Here is a 17,745-nt window from a genome sequence, read left to right as displayed (position 1 = left end):
AAAAGTATATTTTACACAAAACAAACCTAAAAAAGGCATAATGCAAGAAATTTTAGAAATATTTTTAAGGAATTTTTATGGCAGCAAAAGAACATAGTTTTGATATTTCAGCAAAAATAGAAATGCAAGAGCTTAAAAATGCTCTTGAACAAGCAAAAAAAGAAATTAATAATCGATTTGATTTTAAAGATGACAAAACCAAAGAATTACATCTCAATGAAAAAACCAAAGTCTTGAGCATTTTAGCAATCAGTGAAAATAAAGCAAAAACCATTAAAGATATTTTAGATTCTAAGCTTATTAAACGCAATCTCTCTTTAAAAGTCTTAAAAGAAACCTCTAAAGAAAATGCAAGTGGAGGTAATACAAAAATCACTTACCAAATCAATGATATTTTAGATGATAAGAGCATAAAAACGCTCACCAATGCGATAAAAAATCAGAAATTCAAAGTCCAAACACAAATTCAAGGGAGTGAAATTCGCATAAAATCTAAAGATATTGATGAATTACAAAAAGTTATCACGCACCTTAAAACTTTAGAATTAGAAATTGCACTTTGTTTTAATAATTTTTCTTAAAAAATGAATGCTACACTTATAGCCCAAAAAAGGCTACACCAATCGTTAATAGGAATTTTATGTGCTATTTCTTTGAGTGCTTTTATTTATTTAGAGCATTTCTCCCTAAACTCCCCCATTATCTCTACACTCTTTGCTATTGTAGGATTATTCCTTTATTTACAACTTTCTGCTTTTGGTGGATTAGTATGTGGAGGTTTAATAGGGATTCTTTGGTTTTATTGGATAGCCCTTAGCTTTAGATATTATGATATTGCTTATCTTATGCCCCTTATGTGGATTGTCTTAATCCTTGTTTATGGAATCTTATTTTTATTTTTTTGTGCTTTTAATCATTATGTATATAAACTCTTAACCCTTCTGTGTGGAAGCTTTATTCACCCCTTTGGGTTTAATTGGTTTATCCCAGAGGCTATATTCACAACTAGTTATTTTACCCCTTCTAAATGGACACTTGTTTTATTACTTCTTAGCCTAATGATTTTTTCAATGCTTTATCTTAAAAGATTTTATAAAATTTCGCTATTATGGCTACCAATGAGCTTAATTTGTATTTACATATTCACCCAACAATCCTCTATACACACTACACCATCTCCACTAAAAATCAAAACTCTACAAACTAATATCCCCCAAAACCTTCGTTGGGATAGCAACAATTTACAAGAAATTTTAGATTCTAATCTTGAAGCTATCAACCTTGCCATAAAAGAAAGTTATGATGTAATTATCCTCCCAGAAACCGCCTTTACCCTTGTGCTTAATCATCAACCCAAACTCTTACAAACGCTCCAAGAAAAAAGTCATAAAATCACCATTGTAACCGGCGGAATTTATCAAGATGGATTTTATCAAGATGCAGAAACTTATAATAGCGCCTATGTATTTGAAAAGGGGGAAATGCAAGTTCTACATAAAATCATTCTTGTCCCCTTTGGTGAGAGCATTCCTCTCCCCTCATCACTTGCGAATTTTATTAATGAACTCATTTTTAAAGGCGGGAGTAATTTTGCAAAAAATCCCAATACAACACCTAATTCTACAAGGATTCATAAGCAAGATTTCCAAATTGCCATCTGTTATGAAGCGACAAGAGAGGAATACTACCAATCCTCTCCTAAGTTTCTTATAGCCATTAGTAATAATGCGTGGTTTGCCCCAAGCATTGAACCAACCCTGCAAAAGATTCTTATGCTTTATTTTGCAAAAAACTATGGGACAACCATCTATCATTCTAGCAACGCTTCACCCTCTTTTATTCTTTTTCCATAACCTCTTTCGCCCTCTCCATAAGTGTAACTTTAAGGCAACTCATCTCCTCTCCCCATTCCCTCCAAAGACCTCTTTTTTGAGCCTTTGCTTGAGATTGTAAAACCTCTAAATCTTTTAAAACATTTTCTGCAATGGTATCAAAATGTTGCACAATCGCATAACCATCCCTCACAATCTCATAATTAAATAAATTCGCTCCATTTTGTAAAAAACACCAACCATTGCTATAACCAATCCTATATTGCTGCTCTAAAAATATTTTATTCCTTGTATAAGTCATAGCAAAATGCCTCATTTTTCTTGCACTCTCTGCACTCACTTCACATTTTTCACCCTTAAATGCTTTTGCCACACTTGCCACTCCATAAAGCTCACAATAAAGCATTCCATAGTCTCTATTATAAACACTAAATAAAGCGGGGGCATAGATAGATTTTAATAAAACCTGCAAACTAACAGGCACTATCACCCCATAGAGATTATTAACACAAATCCATAGAAGCATAAAACCTATAATACAAACTCTCATAAACCCTCATCAAGTCTTGCATTAAATCTCGCACACTCTAACAATTCTTTAACATAAGTTGTTTTAGGGTTAGAAAATACTTCTTGGGTTGCCCCTGATTCTATAATTTCCCCTTTTTGTAAAACCAACACCCTCTCACATAAATTTGCCACAACCGCTAAATCATGGCTAATACATAGATAACTTAAAGCATACTTTTGCCCAAGGGCTAAAAATAAATCTAGCACCTGCTTTTGTGTATTTTGATCTAATGCACTAGTAGCTTCATCCAAAATAAGTATTTTTGGCTTTAATACTAAGCTTCTAGCAATACACACTCTCTGCCTCTGCCCCCCACTTAATTCATAAGGATAACGTTGTAAAAAACTCTCATCCAATCCCACATCATAAAGAGCTTGACAAACTTCTTTAGCAATATCTCCTTTAAAATGGTGAATTTCTAAACCCTCTTTGATAATTTCATAAAGATTCATCTTAGGATTTAATGCCCCAAAAGGATCTTGAAAAATCATCTGCAAAGCCTTTCTTTTTGCCTGTAATGCCTCACCTTTAAGGTTTAAAAAATCTTCTTGTAAAAACATAATTTTCCCACTTGGTTGCAATAGACGCACTAAAGCATTAGCTAAAGAACTTTTTCCACTTCCAGATTCCCCTATAATCCCTAAACTCTCTCCCTCTCTTAAAGTAAAATTTAGCGACTTTAGAGCTTCTAATTCTTGCAAAGTTTTACCCAAAAAGTTTCTTTTTAACACATAACATAGCTTTAAATCCTCAACCCTTAAAATCTCTTTGCCACAATTTTTAACTTCTCTATAACTAATCCCCAAAGATTTAAGAAGCGTCTTAGTATAAGGATGTTTTGGAGTGTTAAAAACCTCTTGATTTACCCCATATTCTACAATCTCCCCTTCTTTCATAACCGCAATATTTTGCGAAATTTGTGAAATAATGCCTAAATTATGGCTAATAAATAAAATACTTAAATGCAGCTGCTTTTGCAAATCTTGTAAGAGACCAATAATTTGTCCTTGTATTTTAGAATCCAATGCTGTTGTTGGCTCATCAGCAATTAGAAGTTGCGGATTATTTGCTAAAGCAATAGCGATACAAACTCTTTGTCTCTGCCCTCCACTTAACTCATAAGGATATCTTTGAAGATGAGATTTATCAAGTTTTACCATATCTAAAAGCTCATAAAGCCTAGTTTGTAGTGTATCTTTAGAATAAAGATTATGTATCTTTAGAGCTTCTAAAATTTGTTTTTTGATTTTATGGAGAGGGTTTAAAGCACTAAGGGGTTCTTGAAAAATATAACCTATCTTAGCTCCTCGCAAAAAGCACATAGCCTTTTGATTTTTAAGCAAGAGATTTTCCCCTAAAAACTCTATATTCCCACTTAGTAGTTGATAATCCCTAATAAAGCCTAATATAATATTACTCAATAAAGATTTACCGCTTCCAGATTGCCCAACTAAGCCTAAAATTTCTCCTTTAGAGATAGATAAAACAATATTTTTAAGTGCAAATCCTTTGAAATTTAACGATAAATTTTGAATCTCCAAAATCTTATCCATTATTTTCCTTTAGACTATCCCTCAATCCCTCACCAATAAATACCAATAAACACAGCAAAACACTCAAAACAAAAAAACCACTCAACCCAAGCCAAGGGGAGTTAAGATTATTTTTACCTTGTGATAAAATCTCTCCCAAACTTGCACTAGGAGGTGGCAATCCAAGCCCCAAAAAGTCAAGAGAGGCAAGCGTAACAATACTCCCACTCAAAATAAAAGGAATAAAGGTAACAACAGCCACAAGTGCATTTGGCATAATATGCAAAAAGATAATGCGAAAATCCTTTGCCCCTAACACTTTAGCTGCTTTGACATATTCAAGATTCCTTGCTTTTAAAAATTCAGCCCTCACAAAAGGCACTAAAGTAATCCAAGAAAAAAACAAAACTACACAAAGAATTGTCCAAAAATTGGGCTCTAATAAACTTGAGAGGATAATTAAAATAAACAAAATAGGCATTCCACTCCATATTTCTATAAATCTTTGCCCCAATAAATCAATTTTTCCACCATAATACCCACTAATAGCCCCTACAATAAAACCAATAATGGAGCTTAAAGCAGTTAAAATTAAACCAAATAAAATTGAAGTTTTCAACCCATAAAGCAACCGTGCAACAACATCCCTGCCTAAATCATCAGTGCCTAAGTAATTCTTAGAATTAGGGGGAGTTGGTGGAGGAGAGCTAAGAGAGTAAATCACACTATCATAACTATAAGGTATTAAAGGCATTATCATAAAGCCCTCTTGCTTAATCAAATCTTGCAAATAAGAATCCCCATAATTTGCCTCACTCAAAAAATCTCCGCCAAAGGTTGTTTCTGGATAAACTTTAAAAATAGGAAAATAACCCTCTCCTTTATAATAAACAAAAAGTGGCTTATCATTAGCGATAAAATCCGCCCCAAAGGAGAGAATACATAAGATTCCAAAAACCCATAAAGAAATATAAGCTCTTTTATTGCGTCTAAAAACTTGAAATCTTCTTACCAACATAGCTCTTTTTCTCACTCACCCATTTTATCAAAATGAATTCTAGGGTCAATTACTCGATAGAGCAAATCATTCAACAACACAACCACCAAACCCAATAAAGTAAAGATATATAAACTCCCAAAAATTACAGGATAATCTCTTGTAATAATCGACTCATACCCTAATAATCCAAGCCCATCTAAAGAAAAGATAATCTCTATTAACAAAGAACCTGTTAGGAATATGCCAAGCAAAGTAGAGGGAATGGAGGAAATTACCAATAGCATTGCATTCCTAAAAATATGCCTATATAAGACTTGCGATTGACTTAAGCCCTTAGAGAGTGCCAATCTTACATATTGCTTATGAATCTCCTCTAAAAAGGAATTTTTGCTTAATAGGCTTAGAGTTGCGAATCCTCCTATGCTTAAGGATAGTACAGGTAAGGTAATATGCCAAAAATAATCTTTTATTTTCTCTAATAGGCTTAAATTTGCAAAATCATCCCCCACAATACCCCTTAAGGGAAAGAAACTCCAATAACTCCCCCCTGCAAATAAAATAATCAACAACAAAGCAAACAAAAAGGTAGGAATGGCATTACCAATAATAATGATAATGCTTGTGATATTATCAAAAGGCATTCCATTATTCACAGCCTTTTTAATCCCTAAAGGAATTGCAATAAGATAAATTAATAAAGAACTCCAAAAGCCAAGAGAGAGGGAAACAGGGATTTTTTGTAAAATCAGCTCTACAACAGAATTGTTTTTATAAAAACTCTCCCCAAAATCAAATAAGAGATATTTTTTCAGCATTAACCAATACCGCTCCCCCAAAGTTTTATCAAAACCATAAAGTGCATTAATTTTAGCAAGCATTTCTATATCTATGCCCTCTTTTTTATAGCTAAATCCTCCCATTGAAGTTTCACCCTGCAAAACATTATGTTCTATTTTAGAGAGCATTTGTTCTACAGGACCCCCAGGTGCCATTTGAACGATAAAAAAATTTAACGTCATAATGCCTAGCAAAGCAGGAATTATTAAGCATAAACGTTTAAAAATATAAATCCACATTCTCTATCGCCTAAAACTTGGGTATTCTCTCTGCAATTTTTGTAATTTCTCCTCATCAACCCACCAAGTTTCAAAACCCACATCATAAAGAGGTGTAATAGAAGGATGCTCTAAAAACTTCCAATAAGCTACGCGAAAATTTTTGGTATGAAAATGCGGAATGGTATAATAATTCCATAGCAATACCCTATCTAACGCCCTCACATAAAGCAGTAACTCTTGATAATTCTTAACATTAATGATTTTTTGGATTAAAGCATCCACCACCACATTTTCTATCCCCGCATAATTATAACTTCCCTTTTCCTTAGCCGCTTTAGAACCCCAAAAAAAACTTTGTTCATTACCCGGAGATAAACTCTGTGGAAAAACAGCTACAATCATATCAAAATCAAATTCCCTTAAACGATTAAGGTATTGACTAATATCTACGATTCTAATCTTCATATCAATACCGATTTTTTGTAAATTTTTAGCAAAAGGAATAGCCACTCTCTCCATTGCAGGAGATACTAATAAAAGTTCAAAGACAAAGGGTTTATTCTCTTTAGTATAAAGCTTTCCATTTTTATAAGACAATCCCGCTTCCCTTAACAGACTTTGAGCTTTTTTTAGATTCTCCCTATTCTCCCCCATTCCATCGGTAGTAGGCAAAACAAAGGGATGAGTAAAGAGCTTAGGGGGCAATTGATTTTTATACTCCATAAGTATTTGCAACTCTTCATTTATGGGTATCCCAGCACTCCCAAAGGCAGAATTATCAAAATAACTTTTAGTTCGCATATATTGGTTAAAAAAGATATTTTTATTACTCCATTCAAAATCAAAGGCAAGATTAAGAGCCTCCCTTACTAAAATATCTTGAAAAATCGGCTTTCTCAGATTAAAGAAAAATCCTTGCATACCACTAGGTAAAGAATGCGATATTTCCTCTTGGATAATATTTTTATTTTTTAATGCCACTCCCTCATAGCCATTAGCCCAATTTTTAGCAGAGCTTTCTAAGCGGTAGTCATATCTCCCAGCCTTAAATGCCTCTAGGGCTACTAAATCATCTTTATAATAATCATAAGTAATTTTGTCAAAATTAAAATACCCAATACGGGTAGGATGATTTTTCGCCCAATAATTCTCTACGCGTTTATAAGTAATGCTACGACCTGCTACAAAGTTCTCTATTTGGTAAGGACCACTACCTAGAGGAATCTTCAGAGGATTCTTAGCAATATCCTCTGTATAATAATGCTTTGGTAAAACAGGTAAATCTCCTAAAATAAGGGCTATTTCTCTATTTTGCGTATTACTAAAATCAAATCTAATCGTATATTTATCTAACACTTGCAGGGATTTAACATCCGCATAATATTGATTCATTACAGGATTATCACCCCTTGCAATAGTATAAAAGCTAAACTCTACATCAAAAGCACTAACTTCTACTCCATCGTGAAAATAGGCATTTTTATTCAGATGAAAAATTACAAAACTATTATCCTCTGCCCGCTCAATCCTCTGTGCTATAAGCCCATATTGACTACTTGGCTCATCAAGGGAGCGAACCATTAAGGTATCATAAAGTTTATTTAAGCCTTTAGCGGGAGTGCCTTTGAATAAAAAATCATAAAAACTATCATAAGTGCCAATAGCATATTCCTTGATATGCCCACCCTTTTTAGCCTTTGGATTAACATAATCAAAATATTGCAAATCCTTATATTTCACTTCCCCATTAATCGCAAAAGCATTACTACTATAAGTATCAGCTAACACCAAAACTTTAAAGCTTAATAAAAAGATGAAAAATATTTTCCAACGCATTCTTTAAATTCTTCCTATATCATAAAGCTGGACAATCCCACAAACTCTACCCTCTTGCATTACCACTAATTCTTTAATTTTATGTGCCACCATAAATTTTTCAGCCTCTATTGCCATCATTTCACTTTCAATAACTTTGGGATTAACACTCATAATCTCACTAGCTAGAGCATTAAACCCTCCCTCTGTCATAGCCCTCCTTAAATCTCCATCGGTAATAATCCCTACTAGTTTATGACTATCTAGCACCAAACATACGCCAAGCTTTTTGCTTGTCATTTCAATAATTAAATCTTTAAAATTCGTCTTAGGAGAAACAATAGGTAAATTCTTATCCACCATTACATCTTTGACTTTTGTAAGCAACTTCCTTCCTAAACTACCACCGGGATGAAAAAGCGCAAAATCTTCAGGCTTGAAATTTCTAGCCCTCATTAAAGCTATAGCAATAGCATCTCCCATAGCTAAAGTCGCAGTTGTAGAAGAAGTAGGGGCAAGTTGCAAAGGACAAGCTTCTTGTTGTGTAAAAATATTTAAAAAATAATCCCCTTTTCTTGCTAGGGTTGATTGCTTATCCCCACTCATAGCAATCAATAAAATCCCCCTCCTTTGAATAACTGGGATAAGACGCAATATCTCTTCACTCTCCCCCGAGTTTGAAATAGCAAGTAAAGCATCTTCTTGTCTTAGCATTCCTAAATCCCCGTGTAATGCCTCTGTTGGGTGGATAAAAAAACTAGGTGTTCCTGTGCTAGCTAAAGTCGCAGCAATTTTTGCACCAATATGCCCTGATTTCCCCACTCCAGTAATCACCAAACGCCCTTTAAGATTCAAAATACAATCAATGATTTGATTAAAATTTTCATCTAAATGCTCTTTTAAATATAAAATAGAATTTGCTTCAATATTAAAAACTTCTTTTGCAATTTCTGTGAAATCTTGCATTCTATCTCCTATAACAACATAGCACCAATAACACCACCAATGATAAGTGGGATATTATACATTAAAAATGTCGGCACACAAGTATCCCAAATGTGATTATGCTGCTTATCTGCATTTAATCCTGAAGTAGGACCTAAAGTGCTATCTGAGGCTGGACTTCCTGCATCACCTAATGCTCCAGCTATTCCAACTAACAAAATAATTCCACTAACACTAAAACCAAGCTCTAAGGCTAAGGGACAATAAATAGCAGCAATAATAGGAATCGTTCCAAAAGAAGTTCCAATCCCCATAGTAATTAATAGCCCAATGCCAAGCATTATCAAAGCCCCACCTAATTTACCGCCAGAGAGGGAAGCGGCAAAATCTACTAAAGATTGAATATCTCCTGTTGCTTTTAAGACATTAGCATAACCCGCTGCTACAAGCATAACAAAAGCAATAAAAGCCATCATTTTAAAGCCATTTTCCATAACCTCATCAATCTCATTCCATTTAATTGCACCTAACACCATCATCACAAACAAGCCTGATATACCACCTAAAGGTAAAGAATTTGTAAAAACTTGAACGACAAAAGTTATTATCGCACCTAATAAAACACCAACATCACGAATCTGCATTTTTGGATTTTCTAACACCCCTAAAACACTCTCCTTTAAAAAAGTCTCTTGATATTCCCTTGGTTTTCTATAAAAAACAAAAATTGCTAGTAATAACCCAATAAGCATACTAAACCCGCCTATCCACATTACACTGCTAACATCACTTAAGCTTACCTCAATACCATTTTGTATTAACTGATCCCTCAAAATGGTATGAAAAATCAAACCAAACCCAACACTTAAGCTTACATAAGGAGCTTTCAAACCAAAAGTTAAAGCACAAGCTACCGCTCTCCTATCAATTTTTAAACGATTCATTAAAGGCAAAAGTGGAGGAATTAAAAGAGGGATAAAGGCAATATGCACAGGGAGTAAATTTTGTGAAAAACAAGCAAAAAAGGCAATGGATAGGCAAAACACTAAACGTCTATTTTGAATAAAATTAGCAATATAGTAAATTAAAATTATTGTAAGATTGCTCTTTGCAATTGCACTAGCAATAGCACCTAAGAGAATATAACTTAAAGCCTTTTCTAAATTCCCCGCCATTCCTTCAATTAATAAATTAATACTTTTTTGCAAACCTAATCCGGAAATAAATCCCGCACTAAGGGCTGAGAGCAAAATCGCTAAAAGCACATTTAAACGCAATAAACATAAAAGACTCATTAATAAAATTGAAATAACCACCGCATTACCTAACATTTATCCCCTTAAAAGAATTTATAAGATTTGATTGGATGAAAGAAGTAAAAATACCTTATTTTAGCTCTATGCAATCAATAGATTATTCCTCTGTTTTAGAATCTTGTGCTTGGGTTTGTATAACTTTGCCCCACATCATTTTATATTTACGTTTTAAAAACTCAATTTCATCTTGTGCTGCTTTTAACTGCTCCCTTAAAATCGCAATGGTTTTTTTATCATCCTCATAAACCTCTTGAGTATTAAAAAGTGCGTCTTTTAAGAATTGATTCTCACTCTTTACACTAGAGATTGTTTCTTCTTTAGAACTTACAACCTTCTCGTGCAAACTTAAAATCGTTCCAATAGTCTTTTGCACAAAATCTCCATCAATATTCTCATTTTGCTCAACCATCACAGCTTGATTAGAAGTATTCACCAATGCTTTAGCATTAGCATCAATGAAAAATTCGCCATTTTCTTGCCGACTTTTTAATTCACCCTTAGCAACCATCTCTAAAACTTTCTCTTTACTCAAATGGGAAACCTCTACAAATTCATCAATTTTAATCCAAGTTACCATAAATCTCCCTATAATATCACTTCAATATCTGCAGAATCAAGCTCAACATTTTTAGCTTTCATTACTCTATCTTCTTTAAGCTTTCCCTCTAATTCAGCATTACTTAAAGCCAGAATCTGCATAGCAAGATAAGCACTATTAATCGCTCCAGCTTTCCCTAATGCCACCGTTGCAACAGGCACACCAGAGGGCATTTGAACGGTTGAAAGCAAAGAATCCAATCCATCTAAAGCACCACCTTTTAAAGGCACTCCAATCACAGGCTTAGTTGTCATAGCCGATACAGCCCCTGCTAAATGTGCCGCCATTCCAGCTGCTGCTATAAACACTTTAGCGCCTTTCTCTTCAGCTTGTTTAACATATTCTTTTGTCCGATTTGGGCTTCTATGAGCAGAGGCAATTACAACCTCATAAGAAACATCAAATTTCTTTAAAATCTCCACACATTCATCCATAACTTTATAATCACTCTTGCTTCCCATTACAATGGCTACAAAATCCATAGATTCTCCTTACATAATTGATGATAATGAAATCCCAAGACCAATTAAAAATCCTCCCATTAATGTAAATAAAAATAAATAAAAAACCAAATAAATAATCAAGGGTATTAAAACCAAAAACCAAGACCAATTAATCTTTCCTATAAGCTTTAAGGCAATAAATAAGATTTGTAAAGCAACTAAAAAGATTTCAAACATTTACTTCTCTTCACTCTCTAATTCAAAAGGCTTTTTAATAGCTTTAATACGAACAATTCTTGCCCCTTGTGTAGCTAAAACTTCATAGCTACAATATTCATCACCAATAATATCACCGACTACTGGCATTCTCCCTAAAAGATTAAAAACATATCCCCCAATAGTAACTTGCTCTGTATCCTCCTCAAAAGTAATCCCAAGCACATCGGCAACGCGTTCTAAATCTAGCATTCCATCAAAGGAGTAAATATCCTCATCAATCTTATGATAATCCTCACTTTTCTTATCGTGTTCATCGGTAATATCGCCAATAACTTCCTCTAAAATATCCTCCATTGTCAAAAGCCCTGCAGTTCCACCATATTCATCAACCACCAAAGCAGTATGGCTTTGACGACGATTCATCTGCAAAAGGATATTAGAAATAGAAGCACTCTCTGGAACAATAATCATCTCCCTAACAAGACTTTCTAATTCCTTTGGAGGGTCGCAAGAGAGCATAGTCTCTAACAAATCCCTTAAATGCACCATCCCAATAATATTGTCCTTTCCATCTTTGCAATAGGGATAACGCGTATGCTTAGTAGTTGTAACAATCTTCATATTCTCCTCATAAGTATTATCATCATACAAACAAATCATATCTTTTCTAGGAGTCATAATCTCTTTAGCCATTGTATCAGAAAAGCTCACTGCATTTTGAATAATCTCATTTTCAATAGAATCTAAATACCCCCCCTTTAAACTCTCCCCTACAATAATTTTTAATTCTTCCTCTGAATGTGCGCTTTCTTCCCCTTCACTAGCTGGTTTTATATCCATTTTATGAAGAACAAAAACCGCAAGAAAATCAAAAACTTTTATCAATGGATAAAAGAAAAGCCAAAATAAATGCAAAGGTCTAGCAACCAACAATACACATTTCTCCGCTTTAGCAATCGCAATAGATTTAGGAATAAGCTCTCCTATTACAACATGCAAAAGTGTAATAAAGCTAAAGGCTATCACAAAACTTATCGTATGAAGCAAAACAGGATTATCCCCTACAAAATATTTAAAAGGTATTTCTAACAACCTTGCAATAGCTGGCTCCCCAATCCAGCCAAGCCCCAAAGAAGAAAGTGTAATTCCAAGCTGTGTAGCAGAAAGATAAGAATCAAGCTTACCTGTAATTTTAAGTGCTAATTTGGCACCCAAAACCTCCCTTTTAACAAGCTCTTCTAATCGGGAGCGACGAATTTTAACAATTGCAAATTCAGAAAGAACGAAAAAACCATTTAATATTACAAGAAAAAAAGCGAAGATAGACAGCAGAATCGACTGAACTTCCAAAAATTCCTCCTTTTAATTTAGCAAAAATATCATTAATTCTAACATATTAAGCTTGTTTTTTCTTAAATTCCTCTAAGCCCTCAATAGTTTCATTCATAACCTTACTAAGCCCCATTCCAAAAAGCAAAATTGCCCATGAAAGATAAATCCAAATAAAAAGCAGTAATACAATACTAAAAGATCCATAAAGTGTTAAATAAGCTTTGTTATAAAAAACATAATAAACAAAAGCCCATTTACTAATAGACCAAAATAAAGCAGTAATTAAAGAGCTAATAAGAATATTTTTTGTGCTAATTGCTGTATTTGCAGAAAGCTTAAAAAGCACAAAAAAGACAAACCAAGTAACTAAATAAGGAATAACTCGCAAAGCCCAAGATAAAAAATCACTATAGCCTAAACTTCCTAAATAAGCATAAATCTTTGCACTAAAATAAACAGAAAACAAAATACCTAAGGGGATAAGAGTCATAGAAGTCCAATAAAGTGATAAAGAGTCCCAAAACCCTCTACTTTGGGAGCAAAAAATCTTTTGTGTAATAAATTGATAATTTCTAAAAAACAAAATAGAGGTAGTAAAAGCATAAATTAAACCGATACCACCAAGTTTTGTAGAACTATGCAAAAAATTATCTAAATAACTTAAAAAGACATCTGAATAAGTTGGGATAAAGTTCTCGACAATAAAGCCTTTAAAGCCCTCTAAATATTCTTTAAAATCCGGTAAAATTGTCATTACCGAAAAAACAATTAATAACATAGGTAAAATAGCAAAAATCGTATAAAAACTAAGACTTGCCGCAAAATAAAGCAAGTCCCCTTTTAAAAATACATATAAGTAAGCAACAGGTAGATATAATCGCTTTGATATTCTCCTTGCTATCATTCTTAAACTTTGCACTCTTAAAACTCTAAAAATCAAAGATCAATTTTACTCACAACTTGTAGCGATATTATAACCATATTCTTTAATACGTTTTACCTCATCTTTAGGGGTATTCCCCTTAGTTGTCAAATAATCCCCCAACACTACTGCATTAATCCCACATTCAAAAAGCTCTTTTTGCTCTTCTCCAAACACGCTCTCTCTGCCTCCTGCAATCATCAATCTTGCACTAGGTAAATATTCTCTAGCTAATTTCACACATTCTAAGGCTTCATTTTTATTTAAAACTTTTTGCTCTAGGGGTAATGCGGGATTAGGTATAAAGAAATTAATAGGAACACTATGAGGATTAAGCGTTTTTAGGGCATAGAGTAAATCCATTCTATCTTGCCAAGATTCCCCCATTCCAAAAATTCCTCCACTGCATAATCCAAGACCCACTTCTAAGGTATTTTCACAGGTTTGATAACGTTCATTAAAAGAATGTGTGCTACAAATCTTAGGGAAAAAATTTTTACTGGCTTCTAAATTATGGTTATAACTCGCAATACCTGCTTCCTTTAAAGCCTTTAAAGACTCTTTAGAAGCAATGCCACTACAGCCAATTAAGTGCAAATGCAACCCCTGCTTTAGAATCTCTCTTGTAGCTTGTGTAATATATTCTAATCGTTTATCATCTAAATCTCTCCCACTTGTTACAAGGCAAAAGCCTAAAGCACCATTATCTGCTGCATTTTTTGCCTCTAAGACTATTTTATCAATAGACTTAAACCTATAACGTTCAATTTCTGCATTATATTTAGCACTTTGTGTGCAATAAGCACAATCCTCAGCACAAGAACCACTTGATACATTACAAATTGTGCATAAAAAAATATCACTCATCTTTATCCCCTTATAATCTCATCTCTACCACTAAATCTTGTATTTTTACTCACCTTCTCTAAATAAAAGACTGCAACTTCACAACAAATATTTTTCAAACATTGTTTCTTTAATGCTTAAATCCTCATTAAAATGTGTAATACGCTTAATCCTAATCCATTGATTATTATAGATACCAAATTCTACACTATTGAAATTTTGCCTATATTTATAGATAGCTTTAGCGGTGCAAAAATAAAGTTTATTGTTTTTTAAAAAAGTAAATTGCATAGAAGGCAAAGGATTTTTAGAAGTTTCTTTTGTAACTAAAAAGCTTGGATATTTATCTAAAATTTCTAGAATCTCTTGTTCCATTTAACCTCCTTATATTTCTTGACGCTCTTTGCAAGAGATACACTCTAAGATTTCTTTTTTTCTATAAGTGCGTCTTGCCATTAATCCCTTACACTTAGGGCAAATAACATTTGTAGGGGGATAAGTAGAGATAAAATCACATTTTGGATAATTCCCACAACCATAAAATTTACCCCTCTTGCCCTTTCTCTCTATAATATCTCCCCCATCTTTTGGACATTTTACCCCCTCTAAGATAACATTAACTTTTTCATTTTGAAGAGACTGCGTATTTTTACACTCTGGGTATCCACTGCAAGCTAGAAACTCTCCATTTCTGCTATATTTTTTTACCATAGGCTTACCACATTTTTCACAATTCCCAAAATCCTCTTGTGCTTTTTCCTCCTTTTTTATATATTTGCATTTAGGGTAACCACTACAACCTACAAACTCCCCAAATCTACCATTCCTCTTTACTAATTCTTGACCACATAAGGGACATTTTTCTCCTGTAGGAATAGTAACTTTTTGGCTTTTAATAGTATTTTTTCCCTCAGCAATTTTTTGGATAAAAGGTTCATAAAACTGCCATAATAATTTTTGCCAATCTTGTTTATTTTCAGCAATTTCATCAAGCTTTTCTTCTAAATTAGCCGTAAATTGAGAATCCACAATTTCTTCAAAATACTCTTGCAATAATTCAATAACCTTAAAAGCAACTTCTTGGGGTTTTATTTGCTTCTTCTCAATAGTAATATATTCTCTTGAAGTTAATAAAGAAATAGTTGGTGCATAAGTGCTTGGACGACCTATCCCTAAAGATTCTAAAGTCTTAATAAGGCTTGCCTCTGAAAACCTTGAAGGTGGCTCTGTTTGCTTAGTTAGTACTTCACATTTCTGTAATTTTAAGGTTTCTCCCTCCTTAAAGCTTGGTAAAAGTTTGTCCTTATCCTCCTGTCCTAAGACCTTATAAAATCCATCAAAAAGGAGTTTTCTACCACTTAGTTTTAAGAGCGATTCTCCTCCTTGTATGAAAATATTTTGCATTTCAAATTCTGCATCATTCATTTGGGAGCTTAAAAATCGGTTATAGATTAAAGTATAAAGCTTTAATTCATCACCCTTTAAATATTGTGCAGCAATTTGGGGAGTAAAGTCCATTAAAGTTGGTCGTATAGCCTCGTGAGCCTCTTGTGCGTTTTTAGATTTTGTAGCATAAACTTTAGGCTTAAGTGGGATATATGCTTTGCCATAGAGCTTTGCTATCATTGCTCTAGCTTCCTCTTGAGCTTCTTTTGCGACATTTAAACTATCGGTTCGCATATAAGTAATTACTCCCATAGAGCCTTTATGGGTCATTACTCCCTCATAGAGCTTTTGTGCATTTTGCATAGTGCGAGAGGGTGAAAATCCTAAAAAAGAACTAGCACTTTGCTGTAAGGTAGAAGTCATAAAAGGTGGCGGAGGAGTTATTTTTCTCTTTTTATTTTCTATCTCTTTAATAAGAAATTGAGATTTTTTCAAAGATTCCTTAATGGCTAACGCCTTTTTCTCCTCTTGCAAACTAAGTTTTTGGATTTTCTCTCCATTAAACTCTATTAATTCAGCCTCTAAATCTTTATCAAATAAGACTTCAAGCACATAATAAGTAATAGGCTTAAAACTTAAGATTTCTTTTTCTCTATCTACCACAATCTTTAAAGCACTACTTTGCACCCTACCAGCACTTAAACCTCTTTGAATCTTAGAAGCAATTAAAGGGCTTAAACGATAGCCTACAATTCTATCTAAAAGCCGCCTTGCTTGTTGGGCATTGACTTTATCCATATCAATATAGCGAGGACTTTTTAAAGAATCCATAATCGCTTTTTTAGTAATTTCGTGAAAAACAATGCGAGGAAGCTTAAGGGGATTTTTACCAATAGCTGTGGCGATATGATAACCAATAGCTTCCCCCTCTCTATCCTCATCAGTTGCTATATAAACCTCCTTAGCACTTTTAGCTAGTTTTTTGAGATTATCCACCACGGCTTTATGGGATTGGTCAATCGTATATTCAGGGATAAAACTATTCTCTTCAATTTTAATTCCAAAGCTATGCTTAGGCAAATCCCTAATATGCCCCTTAGAAGCAATTACCTCATAATCATTACCTAAAAAATTCTTAATAGTACGTGCTTTAGTAGGAGATTCTACGATAATTAGATCTTTCAAACTTATAATTCCTAAAAATAAATTCCTATTTAAGAAGCTAATCATAACAAAAATTTTCTAAAAAATATCAAGCCCCCATAAACTATATATCCAAATTCAAAATGATAATTTTCTATACAATTTTGTAATACTTATGTATAAAATGTAAATAATTTGTTTCCTTTTTATACATAACTTTTTAGAATATTTATAAATATCCTCATCCACTAACAAAATAAACTCTAATTTAAAGTATGATTAAAAAATATTTATACAAAAGGAAATAAAGCAATGATAGAACAAACTCTAGCCTTTGCTGAAGAGCTACAAAATAAAATACAACAACACCTCTCCAAAGAAGAAAAAGAATTTCATCTTAAAATGCAAAAACTCCTCAATAATCCCACCAACAAAGTAATGCTTATAGAGCTACTAGATCGTTCTTTTCGTTCTAAAGAAAAGAGTGCAACCTTTGAACTTATAGAATATACATTAAGAAAATATGGTATTGCGGATTTCTTTTCTGCATTTGAAAAATTCTTACTTTTTAGTTTTTTAAATGTTGGTAAATTTATACCTAATATTAGCGTCCCATTTTTTATCTCACAACTTAGAAAAGATACGAAAAATATGGTTTTAGATGCAAACCCAATAACACTACAACAGCTATAAAACGACATTTTAAATCAAAGTTTTTCCATTTAAAAACGAAGCGGTTTGATTTAAAATGGAAAAAATCAGCAAACATTAAGCTTATAAACTTGCT

At 33.3% G+C, this 17,745-nt stretch carries 17 protein-coding genes and 1 pseudogene; 3 read left to right on the top strand and 15 right to left on the bottom strand.

All coding sequences use genetic code 11. From position 1 onward, the window contains the following. Window positions 1–77 precede the first annotated feature (77 nt). Both LS72_RS06155 and LS72_RS06150 read left to right on the top strand, forming a co-directional pair. Window positions 78–581 (top strand): YajQ family cyclic di-GMP-binding protein, encoded by a 504-nt coding sequence (locus LS72_RS06155; RefSeq protein WP_034553558.1) that lies wholly within the window; start codon window positions 78–80, stop codon window positions 579–581. 3 nt (window positions 582–584) lie between these two features. Continuing rightward, complete coding sequence (locus LS72_RS06150; protein WP_034553559.1) at window positions 585–1,853, top strand: apolipoprotein N-acyltransferase; 1,269 nt, start codon at window positions 585–587, stop codon at window positions 1,851–1,853. Here the strand turns inward: LS72_RS06150 and LS72_RS06145 are convergent. From LS72_RS06145 to topA, 15 genes are all read right to left on the bottom strand, one after another. Next, entirely contained in the window at window positions 1,837–2,382 is a 546-nt protein-coding gene (locus LS72_RS06145; protein WP_034553560.1) for a thermonuclease family protein, read from the bottom strand. The two genes, LS72_RS06150 and LS72_RS06145, sit on opposite strands and share 17 nt — an antisense overlap. Continuing rightward, window positions 2,379–3,956: a dipeptide ABC transporter ATP-binding protein gene (locus LS72_RS06140; RefSeq protein WP_034553562.1), complete on the bottom strand. Its 1,578-nt coding sequence runs from the start codon at window positions 3,954–3,956 to the stop codon at window positions 2,379–2,381. Before LS72_RS06140 ends, LS72_RS06145 begins: the two co-directional genes overlap by 4 nt. After that, window positions 3,949–4,953 (bottom strand): ABC transporter permease, encoded by a 1,005-nt coding sequence (locus LS72_RS06135; RefSeq protein WP_034553563.1) that lies wholly within the window; start codon window positions 4,951–4,953, stop codon window positions 3,949–3,951. Before LS72_RS06135 ends, LS72_RS06140 begins: the two co-directional genes overlap by 8 nt. Window positions 4,954–4,964: 11 nt before the next feature. Further along, the gene (locus LS72_RS06130) at window positions 4,965–6,011 is read right to left on the bottom strand and encodes an ABC transporter permease subunit (protein WP_034553564.1); all 1,047 of its coding nucleotides are present in this window, start codon (window positions 6,009–6,011) and stop codon (window positions 4,965–4,967) included. Between the two features lie 3 nt (window positions 6,012–6,014). Then, window positions 6,015–7,829, bottom strand: coding sequence for an extracellular solute-binding protein (locus tag LS72_RS06125; RefSeq protein ID WP_034553565.1), 1,815 nt, complete (start codon window positions 7,827–7,829; stop codon window positions 6,015–6,017). Between the two features lie 3 nt (window positions 7,830–7,832). After that, complete coding sequence (locus LS72_RS06120; RefSeq protein WP_034555346.1) at window positions 7,833–8,774, bottom strand: KpsF/GutQ family sugar-phosphate isomerase; 942 nt, start codon at window positions 8,772–8,774, stop codon at window positions 7,833–7,835. An 8-nt stretch (window positions 8,775–8,782) separates the two neighbouring features. Then, window positions 8,783–10,084: a Na+/H+ antiporter NhaC family protein gene (locus LS72_RS06115; protein ID WP_138155180.1), complete on the bottom strand. Its 1,302-nt coding sequence runs from the start codon at window positions 10,082–10,084 to the stop codon at window positions 8,783–8,785. An 82-nt stretch (window positions 10,085–10,166) separates the two neighbouring features. After that, window positions 10,167–10,646, bottom strand: a complete 480-nt coding sequence (locus LS72_RS06110) for a DUF3972 domain-containing protein (RefSeq protein ID WP_138155178.1) — start codon at window positions 10,644–10,646, stop codon at window positions 10,167–10,169. Between the two features lie 8 nt (window positions 10,647–10,654). After that, complete coding sequence (purE, locus tag LS72_RS06105; RefSeq protein ID WP_034554689.1) at window positions 10,655–11,149, bottom strand: 5-(carboxyamino)imidazole ribonucleotide mutase; 495 nt, start codon at window positions 11,147–11,149, stop codon at window positions 10,655–10,657. A gap of 9 nt (window positions 11,150–11,158) precedes the next feature. Continuing rightward, window positions 11,159–11,347 carry a hypothetical protein gene (locus LS72_RS11640; RefSeq protein ID WP_034554688.1) on the bottom strand — a complete coding sequence of 63 codons (189 nt, stop codon included), beginning with the start codon at window positions 11,345–11,347 and terminating at the stop codon, window positions 11,159–11,161. Then, on the bottom strand, window positions 11,348–12,679 hold the full coding sequence (locus LS72_RS06095) for a hemolysin family protein (RefSeq protein WP_034554686.1): 1,332 nt from the start codon (window positions 12,677–12,679) through the stop codon (window positions 11,348–11,350). Between the two features lie 46 nt (window positions 12,680–12,725). Beyond that, a complete protein-coding gene (locus tag LS72_RS06090) occupies window positions 12,726–13,601 on the bottom strand; it encodes a YihY/virulence factor BrkB family protein (protein ID WP_238700735.1) in 876 nt (291 codons plus the stop codon). A gap of 9 nt (window positions 13,602–13,610) precedes the next feature. Beyond that, window positions 13,611–14,450: a biotin synthase gene (locus LS72_RS06085; protein WP_034554684.1), complete on the bottom strand. Its 840-nt coding sequence runs from the start codon at window positions 14,448–14,450 to the stop codon at window positions 13,611–13,613. Between the two features lie 78 nt (window positions 14,451–14,528). After that, a complete protein-coding gene (locus LS72_RS06080; RefSeq protein WP_052087347.1) occupies window positions 14,529–14,804 on the bottom strand; it encodes a hypothetical protein in 276 nt (91 codons plus the stop codon). 9 nt (window positions 14,805–14,813) lie between these two features. Then, entirely contained in the window at window positions 14,814–17,000 is a 2,187-nt protein-coding gene (gene topA, locus LS72_RS06075) for a type I DNA topoisomerase (protein ID WP_034554683.1), read from the bottom strand. Window positions 17,001–17,270: 270 nt separating this feature from the next. Here topA and LS72_RS06070 point away from each other — a divergent pair. After that, window positions 17,271–17,642 (top strand): annotated as a pseudogene (locus LS72_RS06070) (1-pyrroline-5-carboxylate dehydrogenase); the annotation flags it as partial. Window positions 17,643–17,745 lie beyond the last annotated feature (103 nt).

It is taken from the genome of Helicobacter apodemus, from assembly GCF_000765745.2.
Taxonomy (GTDB): domain Bacteria; phylum Campylobacterota; class Campylobacteria; order Campylobacterales; family Helicobacteraceae; genus Helicobacter_D; species Helicobacter_D apodemus.
This window is presented reverse-complemented; position numbering and strand designations above follow the sequence as displayed.

What these genes read in the sequence shown, in the direction of transcription:
- LS72_RS06080 (WP_052087347.1), bottom strand. Translation starts at nt 14,804, where the DNA reads ATGGAACAAGAGATTCTAGAAATTTTAGATAAATATCCAAGCTTTTTA.
- LS72_RS11640 (WP_034554688.1), bottom strand. Translation starts at nt 11,347, where the DNA reads ATGTTTGAAATCTTTTTAGTTGCTTTACAAATCTTATTTATTGCCTTA.
- purE (WP_034554689.1), bottom strand. Translation starts at nt 11,149, where the DNA reads ATGGATTTTGTAGCCATTGTAATGGGAAGCAAGAGTGATTATAAAGTT.
- LS72_RS06110 (WP_138155178.1), bottom strand. Translation starts at nt 10,646, where the DNA reads ATGGTAACTTGGATTAAAATTGATGAATTTGTAGAGGTTTCCCATTTG.
- LS72_RS06135 (WP_034553563.1), bottom strand. Translation starts at nt 4,953, where the DNA reads ATGTTGGTAAGAAGATTTCAAGTTTTTAGACGCAATAAAAGAGCTTAT.
- LS72_RS06120 (WP_034555346.1), bottom strand. Translation starts at nt 8,774, where the DNA reads ATGCAAGATTTCACAGAAATTGCAAAAGAAGTTTTTAATATTGAAGCA.
- LS72_RS06130 (WP_034553564.1), bottom strand. Translation starts at nt 6,011, where the DNA reads ATGTGGATTTATATTTTTAAACGTTTATGCTTAATAATTCCTGCTTTG.
- LS72_RS06145 (WP_034553560.1), bottom strand. Translation starts at nt 2,382, where the DNA reads ATGAGAGTTTGTATTATAGGTTTTATGCTTCTATGGATTTGTGTTAAT.
- LS72_RS06125 (WP_034553565.1), bottom strand. Translation starts at nt 7,829, where the DNA reads ATGCGTTGGAAAATATTTTTCATCTTTTTATTAAGCTTTAAAGTTTTG.
- LS72_RS06115 (WP_138155180.1), bottom strand. Translation starts at nt 10,084, where the DNA reads ATGTTAGGTAATGCGGTGGTTATTTCAATTTTATTAATGAGTCTTTTA.
- LS72_RS06085 (WP_034554684.1), bottom strand. Translation starts at nt 14,450, where the DNA reads ATGAGTGATATTTTTTTATGCACAATTTGTAATGTATCAAGTGGTTCT.
- LS72_RS06150 (WP_034553559.1), top strand. Translation starts at nt 585, where the DNA reads ATGAATGCTACACTTATAGCCCAAAAAAGGCTACACCAATCGTTAATA.
- LS72_RS06140 (WP_034553562.1), bottom strand. Translation starts at nt 3,956, where the DNA reads ATGGATAAGATTTTGGAGATTCAAAATTTATCGTTAAATTTCAAAGGA.
- LS72_RS06155 (WP_034553558.1), top strand. Translation starts at nt 78, where the DNA reads ATGGCAGCAAAAGAACATAGTTTTGATATTTCAGCAAAAATAGAAATG.